At 72.5% G+C, this 13,664-nt stretch carries 12 protein-coding genes, 1 other RNA gene and 1 pseudogene; 6 read left to right on the top strand and 8 right to left on the bottom strand.

What is annotated here, in order from left to right; all coding sequences use genetic code 11:
• The first annotated feature begins 33 nt into the window (after positions 1-33).
• Positions 34-576, top strand: a complete 543-nt coding sequence (locus tag ACWCP0_RS18200) for a hypothetical protein (RefSeq protein ID WP_451079793.1) — start codon at positions 34-36, stop codon at positions 574-576.
• A gap of 642 nt (positions 577-1,218) precedes the next feature.
• On the opposite strand, the gene rnpB is transcribed toward ACWCP0_RS18200, so the two are convergent.
• Positions 1,219-1,618, bottom strand: an RNA gene (rnpB, locus tag ACWCP0_RS18195) — RNase P RNA component class A.
• A gap of 54 nt (positions 1,619-1,672) precedes the next feature.
• Positions 1,673-2,265, bottom strand: a pseudogene (locus ACWCP0_RS18190) (Uma2 family endonuclease).
• Positions 2,266-2,438: 173 nt separating this feature from the next.
• Between ACWCP0_RS18190 and ACWCP0_RS18185 the strand changes: the two are divergent.
• Entirely contained in the window at positions 2,439-3,218 is a 780-nt protein-coding gene (locus ACWCP0_RS18185; RefSeq protein ID WP_451079792.1) for a MerR family transcriptional regulator, read from the top strand.
• Positions 3,215-4,033, top strand: a complete 819-nt coding sequence (locus tag ACWCP0_RS18180) for a hypothetical protein (RefSeq protein ID WP_451079791.1) — start codon at positions 3,215-3,217, stop codon at positions 4,031-4,033. Before ACWCP0_RS18185 ends, ACWCP0_RS18180 begins: the two co-directional genes overlap by 4 nt.
• Here the strand turns inward: ACWCP0_RS18180 and ACWCP0_RS18175 are convergent.
• Positions 3,984-5,426: an RNB domain-containing ribonuclease gene (locus ACWCP0_RS18175; protein ID WP_451079790.1), complete on the bottom strand. Its 1,443-nt coding sequence runs from the start codon at positions 5,424-5,426 to the stop codon at positions 3,984-3,986. The genes ACWCP0_RS18180 and ACWCP0_RS18175 overlap by 50 nt on opposite strands.
• A 734-nt stretch (positions 5,427-6,160) precedes the next feature.
• Here ACWCP0_RS18175 and yaaA point away from each other — a divergent pair.
• Both yaaA and eda read left to right on the top strand, forming a co-directional pair.
• Positions 6,161-6,943: a peroxide stress protein YaaA gene (yaaA, locus tag ACWCP0_RS18170; protein ID WP_451079789.1), complete on the top strand. Its 783-nt coding sequence runs from the start codon at positions 6,161-6,163 to the stop codon at positions 6,941-6,943.
• 61 nt (positions 6,944-7,004) lie between these two features.
• Positions 7,005-7,619: a bifunctional 4-hydroxy-2-oxoglutarate aldolase/2-dehydro-3-deoxy-phosphogluconate aldolase gene (gene eda, locus ACWCP0_RS18165; protein WP_451079788.1), complete on the top strand. Its 615-nt coding sequence runs from the start codon at positions 7,005-7,007 to the stop codon at positions 7,617-7,619.
• A gap of 21 nt (positions 7,620-7,640) precedes the next feature.
• Here the strand turns inward: eda and ACWCP0_RS18160 are convergent, their stop codons facing one another.
• The 5 genes from ACWCP0_RS18160 to ACWCP0_RS18140 form a co-directional block, all read right to left on the bottom strand.
• Positions 7,641-7,976: a GNAT family N-acetyltransferase gene (locus ACWCP0_RS18160; RefSeq protein WP_451079787.1), complete on the bottom strand. Its 336-nt coding sequence runs from the start codon at positions 7,974-7,976 to the stop codon at positions 7,641-7,643.
• 97 nt (positions 7,977-8,073) lie between these two features.
• Positions 8,074-9,345 (bottom strand): bifunctional RNase H/acid phosphatase, encoded by a 1,272-nt coding sequence (locus ACWCP0_RS18155; RefSeq protein WP_451079786.1) that lies wholly within the window; start codon positions 9,343-9,345, stop codon positions 8,074-8,076.
• Positions 9,345-10,088, bottom strand: a complete 744-nt coding sequence (locus tag ACWCP0_RS18150; protein ID WP_451079858.1) for a zinc ribbon domain-containing protein — start codon at positions 10,086-10,088, stop codon at positions 9,345-9,347. Before ACWCP0_RS18150 ends, ACWCP0_RS18155 begins: the two co-directional genes overlap by 1 nt.
• On the bottom strand, positions 10,085-10,900 hold the full coding sequence (locus ACWCP0_RS18145; RefSeq protein ID WP_451079785.1) for a Nif3-like dinuclear metal center hexameric protein: 816 nt from the start codon (positions 10,898-10,900) through the stop codon (positions 10,085-10,087). The genes ACWCP0_RS18150 and ACWCP0_RS18145 overlap by 4 nt, the downstream gene beginning before the upstream one ends.
• 157 nt (positions 10,901-11,057) lie before the next feature.
• The gene (locus ACWCP0_RS18140; RefSeq protein WP_451079784.1) at positions 11,058-12,089 is read right to left on the bottom strand and encodes an ABC transporter substrate-binding protein; all 1,032 of its coding nucleotides are present in this window, start codon (positions 12,087-12,089) and stop codon (positions 11,058-11,060) included.
• A 196-nt stretch (positions 12,090-12,285) separates the two neighbouring features.
• Here ACWCP0_RS18140 and ACWCP0_RS18135 point away from each other — a divergent pair, with 196 nt between their 5' ends.
• Complete coding sequence (locus ACWCP0_RS18135; RefSeq protein WP_451079783.1) at positions 12,286-13,500, top strand: hypothetical protein; 1,215 nt, start codon at positions 12,286-12,288, stop codon at positions 13,498-13,500.
• Positions 13,501-13,664: the final 164 nt, after the last annotated feature.

The raw sequence follows: 13,664 nt of genomic DNA, 5'->3' as shown, positions 1-13,664 counted from the left end.
ACGAGGATCGAATGGACACGGAGCGAGGTACCGATGAGTGAGCCGGCCGACCTGGACGCCCTGCGACGGCTCATGCCGCCGCCGTCGGACGGGGGCACGACGGTCGACTGGGCCGCCCTCGCCGCGTCGTGGGGCAAGCCGTTCCCGCTCGACTTCCGGCGCTTCATGGAGGTCTACGGCGCCGGCGCGGTGCAGAACTACCTGTCGATCGGCAGGCCGGAGCCCAAGGTGCCGCTGGAGCAGGCACCGCGGGACGGCATGGTGATCGAGACGGCGAACGCCGAGGCCGACTGGGAGACGGAGGAGAAGACACCCGAGCTGGAGGGCACTTCTCCGGTGCTGATCACCTGGGGAGTCGACGCCACCGCGGACATGTTGTGCTGGGACGCGTCGGACGACGATCCCGCCAAGTGGCCTGTCGTGGTCTATCAGCGCAACGGCTCGCTGTGGAGCCGCTACGACTGCGGGATGGTGGAATTCCTCGTCCGGAACTTCCGTGCCGAATGGCCGGAGAACCCGCTGGGCGGCGAGTTCCTCTGGGGCGTGAGTGAGGTGACGTTCCAGGCACGGGGCTGACGCCCCCGCAGTAAGCGCCGCACGTACGAAGATCCGACCGGTCGGCGCTTTCCAGGGGTCGTTGCAACACGTGGTCGTGTTGCTCAGGCCGCGAGCAGTTCATGCAGGCGCTCGGCTGGGGCTTCCCAGCCGAGCGTTTTGCGTGGGCGGCAGATGAGGTCGGCGGCGATACGGCGGGCAGGTGCTCCCGGGTGTGAAGGGGCTCGAGCGGGTGACGGCTTGGCCATCCGCGAGGTCGTCCTCCGTGATGGCCCACTCGATGAAGAAGATCGAGCGCAAGGAACTCCCCGAGCCGGAACCGGCGAAGGAGCCCGCCACCAGGCCAGCCGGCTGACCGGTGCCCTGATGATCGGCGCAGGGGCGTAGTCGGAGCCGTGGGTGCCGCGGACGATGTCACCGGAATCGGATTTGCCGACGACCCGATTCTGTTCCCAGCCGCCGGGAGTCCGACAACAGGGGGCGCCATGGCCTTCCGAGGCGTCCCCCGCCCCTCTGCTCCTGGGACTTTTCAGGGACTTTCAGCGCTGTCCGAGGGACTTCCGAGGGACTTTTCGCTGCCTGACGCGGCAAGCCCCCGAGAGATCGGAAAGGGCCTCCGACGCAGGTCAGAGGCCCTTTCCGAGGCAAAGCCGCAGGTGGCGGCAGACGAGTCGGGCTGTACGCCGGGTTCTGTGCCCCGGGACCTCGCGGTCGTCGGGGCGACGGCCATCCATCTAGGACCGGTGTTGCCACCGGCCTCGTGCGGTCTACCCGCGGACTCGGGCGGGCAGCCCTCGATCGTCCGCGCAGAGCCGTCCGAAGACGCCTCCTCTTGACCTTGCTCCGGGTGGGGTTTACCGAGCCGCCTGAGTCACCTCAGGCGCTGGTGGTCTCTTACACCACCGTTTCACCCTTACCGGGGACCGAGGTCCCCGGCGGTCTGTTTTCTGTGGCACTGTCCCGCGGGTCACCCCGGGTGGGCGTTACCCACCACCCTGCCCTGTGGAGCCCGGACGTTCCTCGGCGGGATCGTCGATCCCGTCGCGGCCGTCCGCCCGGCTCGTCTGCCGTGATGACCATGCTACCCGGCGATCCGGAGGCCACGGGCCGCCGTCCCTCAGCCGAAGGCGGCGGTGTCCAGGTCGAAGGCGAACGGCTCGGGAAGGGGCAGGACCTTGCCGAAGTGGATCGTGCGCCGCTGCAGGTAGTCGCCGCCTTCGGGCTCGCTGAAGAGGGTGAGGGACGACGCGCTGCGGTCGATGAGCAAATAGTCGATGAGTAAATAGAGGGAGATGTCTCCGCGCGCGTAGCAGCGGCGCTCGGTCTCGCGGTCGATGTGCGCCCGGGTGGAAGTCACCTCGACGACGATGGCCACTCCGTCGGACGGCATCCACGAGTCCGCGCCGCGGAACAGCGACAGGTCCGCTGCCGCGAAGGTGATGTCGGGGATGACATGATCTCGCGACGAGTCGGGCGCGCCCCTGAGCTTCAGGCCCTTGTTCCCGGAGAAGTCCATCTCGGTGCGTGATCGTCTGATCACTTGTTCACGATCTGGTTGATGTAGTCCTCGTGGTCCCCGTCAGGCGGCGGTGTCACAACGATCTCCCCCTCGATCAGCTCCGCGCGGAAGCCCTCCGGCGTGTCCAGCGCCAGGAAGCCCTCCAGCAGGACATCCGCCTGCGTGAGCGGTTCATGCAGCACGGCACTCATGTCGCGCTCCTTCCTCGGTCGCTCGCCGGACTGGGACGTCGCTGCACCGGCCGTCCTTGACATTGGGGAGTACTTCCCTCGATCGTGGCACACGATCATGAAAGCCGGGGCGCTTCCACCGCCGGCATCACCGCGCTTGACCTTGCCGCAGCGTCAGGGTTTCTACTGGGGCCATGCGAATCGGAGAGATCGCCGCGCTGGTAGGGGTGACCGCGCGGGCCGTGAGGCACTATCACCATCTCGGGCTGCTGCCCGAGCCCGTCCGGCAGGCCAACGGCTACCGGGACTACTCGGTACGGGACGCCGTGCTGCTCGCGCGGATCCGGCGGCTGACCGAGCTGGGGCTCGGGCTCGACGAGGTGCGGGACGTGCTCGCCGACGACGCGGGGCGGGAGATCGTGGAGGTGCTGGAGGAGCTGGACCAGGACCTCGCACGGCAGCAGGAGCAGCTGGGCGAGCGGCGCCGGCGGCTCGGGGAGCTGCTGGTGCAGGCCCGGGGCGGGCGGCTGACTGCCGAGGGGCCCGTGTCGCAGGAGCTGACGGCGCTGTTCGGGACCATGGCCGAGGCCACCGCCGGGCGGCCCGAGTCCGCCATGGCCGCCAAGGACCGCGAACTGCTCGCGCTCCTGGACACCGTCGCGTCCGACGAGGAGCGGGACCAGTTGCTCGGCGCGATGCGGCGGATGACCGAGGCGCCGGGCGGCGTGGAGCGCGCGTACGAGGTCTACGGGAAGCTCGACGCGCTCGCAGAGGCGAAGACCGACGACCCGCGGGTGGCGGACGCGGCCCAGGCGCTGGCCGGCCTGCTGCCCGACGAGATCGCGGCGCAGCTCGCCGATGCCGGCAGTGTGCCGGAGGGCGGATTCCTCGACGCCTTCTACGCCGACTTCTCCCCCGCCCAGGCCGAGGCCGTACGCCGCGCGCTGCGCCTCGTCGTGGAGCGTGCCCGGTGAAGCGGGTGCTCAGGGCGGTGGCGTACGCCGCGCTGCCCGCCGAACTCGTCCTCGCGGTCTGTCTGTTGGCCGGCGTACGCCTGCCCGGCCCCGTCCTGGCCGCCGCCGAGGCGGCCACGCTGCTCCTGCTGCTGGCCGGGGCCGCCGTCTTCGTGCAGCTGCGCAGGCGGGGCCTCAGCACCCGCGAAGCCGTGGGCGAGCTGGTGCCCGAGCCGGTGCTCCGGCTCACCGGGCACGAGTTGCGGCTCATGTGGAGCGTCGTCCTGTGGGTGGCGCGGCGCCGCGACGGTGTCGGCCCCGGCCACCAGTCCTTCGGGCACGCCCGCGACCAGGCCACCATCCTCTACGGCTTCGCCTTCGTGTGTGTGGTCGAGACCGTCGGCATGTCGTACCTGCTGAGCGGCTGGCCCGTGGTGCACGCGATCGTCCTCGTCCTCGACGTCTACACCGTCTTCTTCGTCATCGGGCTGCACGCGGCCTCGGTCACCCGCCCGCACACCCTGACCGCGGACACGCTCCGGCTGCGCCAGGCCGCCCATGTCGACGTGCGCATACCGCTCGACCGGATCGCCTCCGTCTCGTACGAGCTGCGCTTCACGCACGAGAAGAAGGAGGACGGCGTCCTCAATCTGGCCGTCGGCTCGCAGACCTCCCTCACCCTGGAGCTGACCGAGCCCGTGACCACGGTGGGGCTGCTGGGGCGGGAGCGCCGGGTTCGGACCGTACGCCTGCACGCGGACGACTCCCGGGCCCTCCTGCGCGCCCTCACGCAGGCGCGAACCGCACTTTCGCCGCCCCCGGGTCAGCCTGCATGAGCCGCACCCCCAGCGCCTCCCCGAGCGGGAGTTCGGCACCGCCGCCCTCGATCGGGGCGACGATCGCCGGATCCTGCAACTGGACGGTGCCGACGTCCGGTTCGTGGTCCTTCACTTCGATCACGAAGGCGTCGAAGAGCTCGCCGATCCGGCAGCTCAGCAGGGCCGCCTCGACGATGTCCACGCACTCGCGCTCGACGGTGTGGGCACGCCGCGCGCCTACGGCCATCTCCTTCGGCAGCGCCTCGAGGTCGTCGCGCACCCACGCGGGCGGCTCCTCGCCGGCGACGGCGGACAGGCACAGCTCGCCCGCGTACCGGTCGACGAGGCGGCGCAGCGGGGCGGTGCAGTGGGTGTACTCGTCGGCGACCGCGGCGTGGACGGCCGGGACGGGGAGCCGGCCGCCGCTGAACGGCGTGTAGCCCGCGCCGCGCAGGAGCGTCGTGCACTCCTGCAGGAAGGCGGCGTGGCGGTGGTTCGAGGGGTCGAGGGAGCGGACGACCTCCGCGTACGAGACGTGGTGCGGCCAGTCGATGTGCAGGGCCTTCGCCGTGCGGCGCAGCCGGGCGACGGCGCCGTCGGGGGCGGTGGGCAGCGTCCGGAGGATGCCGGTGCCGGCCGTGGCCATGAGGTGGGCCGCGGCCATGCCGGTGAGGAGGGAGATCTGGGCGTTCCAGCCGTCCGCGGGGAGCGGTGCGCGGAACCGGAGCACGTACGTGTGGTCCTGCTCGACGATCTCCTGCTCGGGCACGTTGAGGGAGATCCCGCCCCGCTCGATCTCCAGCCGCTCCCTCAGCAGCCCGATGTCCTTGAGCAGCGCGAGCGGTTCCTCGGCGGTGCCGCTGTCGATCTGCCGCTGCGCGCCCGCGTAGTCGAGTCTCGTGCGGCTGCGCACGACGGCGCGCCGGACGTCCGTGGTGACCGTCCTGCCGTCCGCGTCCAGGTCGATCGTCCAGAGCAGCGCCGGGCGCGGGCGGCCCGGCAGGAGGCTCGCGGCGCCCTCGGAGAGGGACTCGGGGTGCAGCGGGACCCTCTCGTCCGGGAAGTAGAGCGTCAGCGCCCGCCGGTGCGCCTCGGCATCGAGTGAGCCGCCGGGCCGTACGAACGCCGCGACGTCGGCGATGGCGTAGTGCACGCGGAAGCCGCCGCCCGCGCGGCGCTCCAGATGCATCGCCTGGTCCAGGTCGTTGGAGGCCGGCGGGTCGATCGTGAAGAACGGGATGTCCGTCGCGTCCCGCTCGGGAAGACGCGGCTCGCGCGCCGCCTGCTCCGCCTCCGCCAGAACCTCGCCCGGGAAGTCGTCCGGCACGTCGAGCGTGGTGCGCAGCGCGCGCAGGGCGGCCCTCAAGGGAGCCTCGGCTGCGCAGATCACATGCATCTGACGGCGGGGCATGGACCGAGCGTATGGCGGGCGGGGCGGCGTGGCGACCGGACGATGCGGGGGCTGCAGCCCGCACTCCCCCGCCCCTGCCCGGGGCGCGCGCGGGCTCGCCATGCGGCGGCCCCGTACCCCGCCGTGCGCGGCTACGCCGGCTGCCTCCGCACCCGGCGCTCCTGTGCACCACGGCTTGTGGAGAGGGCCACCGAACACCCCCGCCCTGCCCGGGGCGCCCGGGGACCTCCCCGCGCGCCGCTACGCGCGCGAAGGCGCGAAGGCGCGAAGGCGCGAAGGCAGCCCGCGCATCCGCGCACGGCCGGGTACCGGCCCGCCGCCCCGTGCACCACGGCTTGCGAAGGGGGCTGCCACCGCGCGGCGAGCCCTCACCCTGCGCCACTACGCCCGCGGCGCCCCACCACGGCCTGTGGAGAGGGCCGCCGCCCCGTCCCCGTCCCTGCCGTGTCCGCGTGCCGGAGGCGGGGCACGACAGGCGGGGCCGCCGAGGCGCGAGCGGAGGCGGGAGCACGACGGGCGGGGCCGCCGGGGCGCGAGCGGAGGCAGGAGCACGACAGGCGGGGCCGCCGGGACGCGAGCGGAGGCAGGAGCACGACAGGCGGGGCCGCCGGGACGCGAGCGGAGGCAGGAGCACGACAGGCGGGGCCGCCGAGGCGCGAGCGAGGGCGTGGGGGCCGACTACGCTGGCGCGGGGGCCGCACCCCCTTCACGTACGGACGTAGAGGAGAACCGCCGTGCTCGTGCTGTTGCCGCCGTCGGAGGGCAAGGCCGCTTCCGGCCGCGGGGCGCCGCTCAAGCCGGAGTCGCTGTCGTTGCCCGGGCTGGCCGGGGCGCGAGGCGCGGTGCTCGACGAGTTGGTCGAGCTCTGCCGGGGGGACGAGGAGAAGGCCCGCGAGGTGCTCGGGCTGAGCGAGGGGCTGCGCGGCGAGATCGCGAAGAACGCACAGCTGCGGACGGCCGGGGCGCGGCCGGCCGGGGAGATCTACACCGGCGTTCTGTACGACGCACTCGGACTCGCCACGCTCGACGCGGCAGCCCGCAAGCGGGCCCGGCGTTCGCTGCTGGTCTTCTCCGGGCTGTGGGGCGCGGTCCGGGTGGACGACCGGATTCCGTCGTACCGCTGCTCGACGGGAGTGAAGCTGCCCGGGCTCGGGGCGCTGAGCACGCACTGGCGGGCACCGATGGCCTCCGTGCTGCCCGAGGCCGCCGGGGACGGGCTCGTCCTGGACCTGCGGTCGTCGGCGTACGCGGCGACGTGGCGGCCGAAGGGCGAGATCGCCGGCCGTACGGCGACGGTGCGGGTGCTGCACGCCCCCACCCGGAAGGTCGTCAGCCACTTCAACAAGGCGACCAAGGGGCGGATCGTCCGCAGCCTGCTGGAGGCGGGGGCCGCGCCGAAGGGGCCGGGCGAGCTGGTGGAGGCCCTGCGGGACCTCGGCCACACCGTGGAGGTGGAGGCGCCGGGCAAGGCGGGCAAGGCCTGGTCGCTGGACGTCCTGGTGGACGAGATTCACTAGAATCGTTGCGCAGGGCGCAACGTGCGTTGCAGGGAGCGGTGCGGTTGGGCACGATGGCCGCATGACCTCCGTGCTCGATCTCGCCCCCGTCGTCCCCGTCGTCGTCATTTACGACGCCACCGATGCCGTACCGCTCGCCCGTGCCCTGGTCGCGGGCGGGCTGCCCGCCATCGAGGTGACCCTGCGCACGCCGGGCGCGCTCGACGCGATCCGTGCGATCGCCGACGAGGTGCCCGACGCCGTGGTCGGCGCGGGCACCGTCATCTCGCCGCGGGGCGTGGCGGACGCGGTGGCCGCCGGAGCGCGGTTCCTGGTGAGCCCCGGCTGGACCGACGCGCTGCTGGACGCCATGGCGTCGTCCGGACTGCCGTTCCTGCCCGGCGTCTCGACCACGTCGGAGGTCGTCGCCCTGCTGGAGCGCGGGGTGGGCGAGATGAAGTTCTTCCCCGCGGAGGCGGCGGGCGGCACCCCGTACCTCAAGTCCCTCGCCGGACCGCTCCCCCAGGCGCGCTTCTGCCCGACCGGCGGGATCTCGCTCAAGACCGCTCCTTCGTACCTCGCGTTGCCGAACGTCGGCTGCGTGGGCGGTACATGGATGCTGCCGCCCGACGCGCTCGCGGCGCGGGACTGGGCGCGGGTCGAGTCGCTCGCGCGCGAGGCGGCCGCGCTGAATTGAGCGCGGGGCTCCGGGGAACGGTCAGGTGACGACCAGCTCCAGGTGGTCCGTCACCGGGCGGTACCCCAGGCGCTGGTGGAGCGCGTTGCGCGTGGGGTCGGCCGGATCCGTGAAGAGCAGCACCTCGCTCGCGCCCGAGCGCTGGGCGAGGCGGGTCGCGGCGACGCTGGCGGCGCCCGCGTGGCCGCGGCCGCGGAGCTCGGGCGGGGTGTGGACGGGCGCGACCCGGGCCTGCCCCGCGACCACCGGTGACACCCCTGCCATGGCGACGGGGCGGCCCCCGCCTCCCGGAACAACAGCCGGCCGTCGCCGACGCGGGTCTTCGCCGCGTCCGTGAAGTCCGGACGGGTGACCCATGGTTTGTGGGCAGCCGTGGCTCCCCCAGAGCCTCGCCTGGAAGGTGGGGTGCCTCCCCGGACACGCGCCCCGGGGCGGCAGACGCCGCGCCCCCGCCTCAGCGCAAGTGCGACGTGTCGTTCAGGAGGCGCAGGGACGCGTTGCCGTCCGCGTAGTACGCCACCGCCGACAGGGACGCCGCCGAGAGCTCCATGCGGAACAGCGCTTCCGGCGGGGCTCCCAGGGCCAGCCGGACCAGGGTCTTGATCGGGGTGACATGGGTGACCAGGAGGACCGTGCGGCCCCGGTACTCCGACGTCAGACGGTCGCGGGTCGCCGCGACGCGCCGGGCGACCGATGCGAAGGCCTCGCCGCCCGTGGGCGCCGCCTTCGGGGAGGCGAGCCAGGCGTCGAGGTCGTCCCCGTACCGCTCGCGAACCTCCGAGAACGTCAGGCCCTCCCACGCGCCGAAGTCCGTCTCGCGCAGGCCGTCGTCGATCTCCACGTCGAGCCCGAGGCGCTTGCCCACGACCGCGGCCGTCTGGCGGCAGCGGCGCAGCGGCGAGGAGACGATCTCCTGGATCGTGCCGCGCGCGGCCAGCGCCGTCGCGACCGCTTCCGCCTGCCGTTCACCGGCCGCGGAGAGCTCCGGGTCGCTGCCCCCGCTCCCGGAGAATCGCTTCTCGGGCGTCAGCGCCGTCTCGCCGTGCCGCAGCAGGACGAACGTCGCAGGTGCTCCCAGATCGGCGGGAGCCGCCCAGCCGACCGCCGGGGCGGCCGGGGCCGAAGCCGGAATCGTCCCGGCGAGCGCCGTGGCCCCGGCCGGGGCACGACCGGTCGCGGCGCCGGTACCCGCGAGCGCGGCCCGCGCCTTCGCCGCGCCCGCCGCCGCGTCACCCACGACCCGCGCCGCACGGGTGTCCTCCGCGAGGGCCGCCCGGGAGGCTGAAGGCTCCCACTGCTTGCCCCGCTTGCCCGCGTCCATCGCCTCGTTGGCGAGCCGGTCCGCCTGCTTGTTCTTCTCGCGCGGGATCCACTCGTAGCGGACCTGGCCCTGCGGGAAGATCCGCGCCGCCTCGGCCGCGAGCGGCTTCATGTCGGGGTGCTTGATCTTCCAGCGGCCCGACATCTGCTCGACGACGAGCTTGGAGTCCATGCGGACGCGGATCGAGGCGTCCGGAGCGAGTTCCTTCGCCGCCTCGAGGCCGGCCACCAGACCGCGGTACTCGGCGACGTTGTTCGTCGCGACGCCGATGTACTCGGCCCGCTCGGCGAGCGTCTCCCCCGTCGCCGGGTCGAGCACGACCGCGCCGTAGCCGGCCGGGCCGGGGTTGCCCCGGGAGCCGCCGTCGGCCTCGACGATCAGCTCCTGGATGACAGGCACGGGCATTACAGGCCCGACTCCGACGTACGGACCAGGATGCGGCGGCAGTTCTCGCACCGTACGACCGTGTCCGCCGCGGCCGCCCGCACCTCGTTCAGCTCGGTGATGTTGAGCTCGATGTGGCAGCCCTCGCAGCGGCGCTGGTACAGGCGTGCCGCGCCCACGCCGCCCTGCTGCTCGCGCAGCTTCTCGTACAGCTTGAGCAGATCCGCGGGGATGGTGCCGGCGACGACCTCGCGCTCCTTGGCGACGCTCGCGGACTCGGCGTCGAGCTCCTCGAACGCGGCGTCCCGGCGGGCCGTCGCGTCGTCGGCCTTCGCCTGGACGGAGGCGACGCGGCCGGTCAGCTCGGCGACGCGTTCCTGCGCGGACTCACGGCGCTCCATGACCTCCAGGACGACGTCCTCGAGGTCGCCCTGCCGCTTGGCGAGCGAGGCGATCTCCTTCTGGAGGTTCTCCAGGTCCTTGGGGGACGTGACCGCGCCCGAGTCGAGGCGCTGCTGGTCACGGGTGGAGCGCTGGCGCACCTGGTCGACGTCCTGCTCGGCCTTGGTCTGCTCGCGGGCGCAGTCGCTCTCCTCCGTCTGCGCGGCGACGAGCAGGTCGCGCAGCTGCGTGAGGTCCTTGGTCAGCGACTCGATCTCGGCGTGCTCCGGCAGCGACTTGCGCCTGTGCGCGAGCTGCGACAGTCGTACGTCGAGGGCCTGGACGTCGAGGAGTCTGATCTGGTCGGCGGGCGCGGCGTTCAGTTGGGGGCTCCAGAGGTGTGGTGGGAGGACCAGGGGTCGGTGACCGTCTTCGAGACGTGGACCCGCAGGCCCCAGCCGTGGCGGTCGGAAATCTCGTCGAGCTGGGCGGCGGCCTGCTCGCACCAGGGCCATTCGGTGGCCCAGTGGGCGGCGTCGACCAGCCCGACGGACGAGTGCTGCGTCGCCTCGGACACCGGGTGGTGGCGCAGGTCGGCGGTGAGGAACGCGTCCACGCCGGAGGCGCGTACGACGTCGAAGAGGCTGTCGCCGGAGCCGCCGCTGACGGCGACGCGACGGACGGTCGCGTCGAGGTCGCCGGCGACCCGGATGCCCTGTGCGGTGGCGGGGAGGCGCTGGGCTGCGCGTGCGGCGAATTCGCGCAGGGTGAGCGGGTGGTCGAGCGCGCAGATGCGGCCGAGCCCGGTCTCGGGCACGAGGGGGCCGGTGACGCGCAGATCGAGGGCGCCGGCGAGTGCGTCGGAGACGCCGGGGTCGGCGGTGTCGGCGTTGGTGTGCGCGACGTGCAGGGCGATGTCGTGCTTGATGAGGGTGTGCACGACACGGCCCTTGAAGTGGGAGGCGGCGACCGTCGTCGTCCCGCGCAGATAGAGCGGGTGATGCGTGACGATCAGGCCGGCGCCGAGCGCGATCGCCTCGTCGGCGATCTCCTGGACGGGGTCGACGGCGAAGAGGACGCGCGTGACGTCGGCGTCGGGGTCTCCGCAGACCGTGCCGACGGCGTCCCACTCCTCGGCCCGCTCGGGGGGCCAGAGGGCGTCGAGCGCGGCGATCACTTCAGACAGACGGGGCACGGAGGAAAGGCTACCTGGCTGCTCTTTGCGGCTGAACCGGCGCCGCTCTCGCGGAGGTGGCCGATCGCCGTGCGGGGTGCTCGATCGACGGCTGTGGTGGCCTTCGTTCCAGGAGCGCGGCAGCCCCGGTGCCGACGGCGGGCACCGGGGCAGGGGCTCACTTGACCAGGTAACCGCGCAGGTCGTCGAGAACCTTGTCCGCGGCGGTGACGCCGAGGCCGAGGTACCAGGTCTCGTCGGGTACGTCCTTGGCCTGCCCGGCCTTGACCGCCTTCAGGTTCTTCCACAGCGGGTTGGACCGGGCGGTGTCGCGCTTGGTCTTCGCCGGGTCGCCGTAGACGCCGGTGAAGATCCAGTCGGCGTCGGCCTCGTCGATCCGCTCCGCGCTGACCTCGGTGGCCAGGTCGTTGATCTGCTGGTTCGTGGGCCGCGGCACTCCGGCGTCGTCGAGGATCGTGCCGATGAAGGAGGCCTTGGCGTAGAGGCGGATCTTGTCCGGCATGTAGCGGACCATGGAGACGATCGGCTTGTCGGCGCCGAGGTCGGTGCCGAGCTGCTCGGCCTTCTTCTCGTACGCGGCGAGCTTCGCGCTCGCCTCGGCGGACTTGTCGAGGGCGGCGGCGTTGAGGCGGTAGTTCTCCTTCCAGGTGAAGCCGGGGCGGATGGAGAAGACCGTCGGAGCGATCTGCGAGAGCTCCTTGTACTTGTCGGCGGCGCGCAGCTGGCTGCCGAGGATGAGGTCGGGCTTGAGCTGGGCGATCGCCTCGAGGTTGAGGTTGTTGATCGTGCCGACGTTCTTGGGGCTCCCGGCCTCCTTCTTCAGGTACGAGGGGATGCCGTCGTCGCCCTCGGAGGGGGCGTAGCCGACGGGCTGCACACCGAGCGAGGCAACGTTGTCGAGCTCACCGACGTCGAGGACGACGACGCGCTTGGGGGCGGCCTTGAGCTCGGTCGCGCCCATGGCATGGGTGATGGTGCGCGGGAACTGGCCGGGCTTGGCGTCGGTGCCCATGGCCGCCGTCTTCTGCGCGGCGTCGCCGAAGTCCTTGCCGCCCTGGGCGACGGACTTCTTGCCGCCGTCGTCGGACGTGGCCTTGTCCGCGGCCTTGTCGGCGCCGCAGGCGGTGAGGGAGAGGGCGGCGGCGAGGGCGACCGCTGCTGCGGCGGTGCCACGGCGGCGTAGCGACATAGGTGCTCCTGATGGTGCGGGTCGAGCAAGGGGTGATAAGGCGTGCCTTACCTTAACGGAGCCCTCGTGGAGCACAGCCACCCCCTCGTTCTCAGGCGAATCGGTGCACGGCCACCCTTATGTGTGAAGTGCGCTGTCTCGCATTGTTCGGCTGGAAGTGCGAAAACTACCTTCGGTAGCCGGAGGTGACCAGCCGATGACAGCGTGTGCCATCGAGGAGACCGCGGCCGGGGACGACGGAGCTGTACGGCGTGTGGGCGCGGCTGAGGGTACGGGTACGGGTGCTGCACCGGGCGACGGCGCCGGTGACGGGTTCACGATCAGCGCGGACGGCTGCTACGCGGCACGTCTCGCGGGTACGGGCGACGCGCGCTTCGCCGAGCGGTGGACGCTCGACGGGCCCGAGCCGTACGCCGTTCCGCTTCCGCTGGACCAGCCGGAGGAGCCGGACGCCGAGGTGGTGCCGATGGCCGACGGACGGGTGCTGATCCGGCGGCGGGTGGCGGGACTGCAGGCGTGCTCGCTGCTCTATCCGACCGGTCCGGGCACGGGCGAACTGCCCCTCGGCGCGGTCGAGTCGACGACGATGACCCTGCTTCCGCCGTCTCCGAACGGCACCTGCGTGTACGCGCTGGTGCCCGGCGAGCGTTCGACGGCGCTGTGGCTCGTCGCGGGCGGGGCGTTCGGGCCCGAGCGGGTCGCGGAGGTACCGGGCCACTGCTCGGGCGGGGTGTGGCTGGACCGTACGGGCCGGATGCTCGCCCTGGACCGGGAGACGGACGGGATCACCAAGGCCATCGCGGTCGACCTGGAGCGGGGCGGCGAGGTGACGCCGCTGCTGCAGATCACGGAGGACAGCAACGACCGTCTGCTGCTCGCGGACGCCGAGAGCGGTCTGCTGCTGATCCGCTCGGACGCGCCGGGCCACGACCGGCTGGGGTGGGGAGTCCTGGGGAGCCTGCGGCCGGTGCGGTTTCCGGAGTGCCTGCGGCTTGCCGACGCCGCGATGACGCCGTTCGCGATCCAGCCGGGGCAGATGCTGACGCCGGAGAGCTGCTCGGTGGCGCTGCGAATCGACGCGGCGGCGGGCAGTTGGGTGGGAGTGTGGCGGCCTTCGGGGCGGCGACTGCACCAACTCGCCGCTCCGGAGGGGTGGTTGACGGGAGCGGGACTGTGGACGCGGGAGGGCGTACTGCGGCTGCCGTACGCGACGGGGGCGGTGCCGTGCGGGGTGGCCCGGGTGGAGCTCCCTGAGGAAGCGTTTCTCCCCGACCCGGTCACCGTGATCACCGAATCGGCACAAGCGGAATCCGCAGGTGGGGAACCGTGCGACGGCGGCGGGGATCCTTCTGTGTGCAAGCCCGTGCCGTTGCAGCAGGCGCCGATCTTCCGGCGCGTGACACCTGGTTAGACTCTTCGGCCGGGGACTACGCAGGCGCACCGTCCGGATGCCGACGGTGACGTGACCGGCTCCCTTGCGACCTGAAATCAGCGATCTCTACGGGGTGAACTTCCCACATGTCTGAAGCCCGAACCGACACGACCGAGGCGCGTCCGCAGGGGGCGGGCGCGGCT

The sequence above is a fragment of the Streptomyces sp. NPDC001970 genome, from assembly GCF_053594115.1.
The sequence above is the reverse complement of the archived record's forward strand: the minus strand, read 5'-3'. Positions and strand labels throughout refer to the sequence as shown.

Excerpts from the sequence above, each read along its gene's own strand:
- ACWCP0_RS18200 (WP_451079793.1), top strand. The coding sequence starts at position 34 with ATGAGTGAGCCGGCCGACCTGGACGCCCTGCGACGGCTCATGCCGCCG.
- ACWCP0_RS18185 (WP_451079792.1), top strand. The coding sequence starts at position 2,439 with ATGCGAATCGGAGAGATCGCCGCGCTGGTAGGGGTGACCGCGCGGGCC.
- ACWCP0_RS18175 (WP_451079790.1), bottom strand. The coding sequence starts at position 5,426 with ATGCCCCGCCGTCAGATGCATGTGATCTGCGCAGCCGAGGCTCCCTTG.
- eda (WP_451079788.1), top strand. The coding sequence starts at position 7,005 with ATGACCTCCGTGCTCGATCTCGCCCCCGTCGTCCCCGTCGTCGTCATT.
- ACWCP0_RS18160 (WP_451079787.1), bottom strand. The coding sequence starts at position 7,976 with ATGGGTCACCCGTCCGGACTTCACGGACGCGGCGAAGACCCGCGTCGG.
- ACWCP0_RS18155 (WP_451079786.1), bottom strand. The coding sequence starts at position 9,345 with ATGCCCGTGCCTGTCATCCAGGAGCTGATCGTCGAGGCCGACGGCGGC.
- ACWCP0_RS18140 (WP_451079784.1), bottom strand. The coding sequence starts at position 12,089 with ATGTCGCTACGCCGCCGTGGCACCGCCGCAGCAGCGGTCGCCCTCGCC.
- ACWCP0_RS18135 (WP_451079783.1), top strand. The coding sequence starts at position 12,286 with ATGACAGCGTGTGCCATCGAGGAGACCGCGGCCGGGGACGACGGAGCT.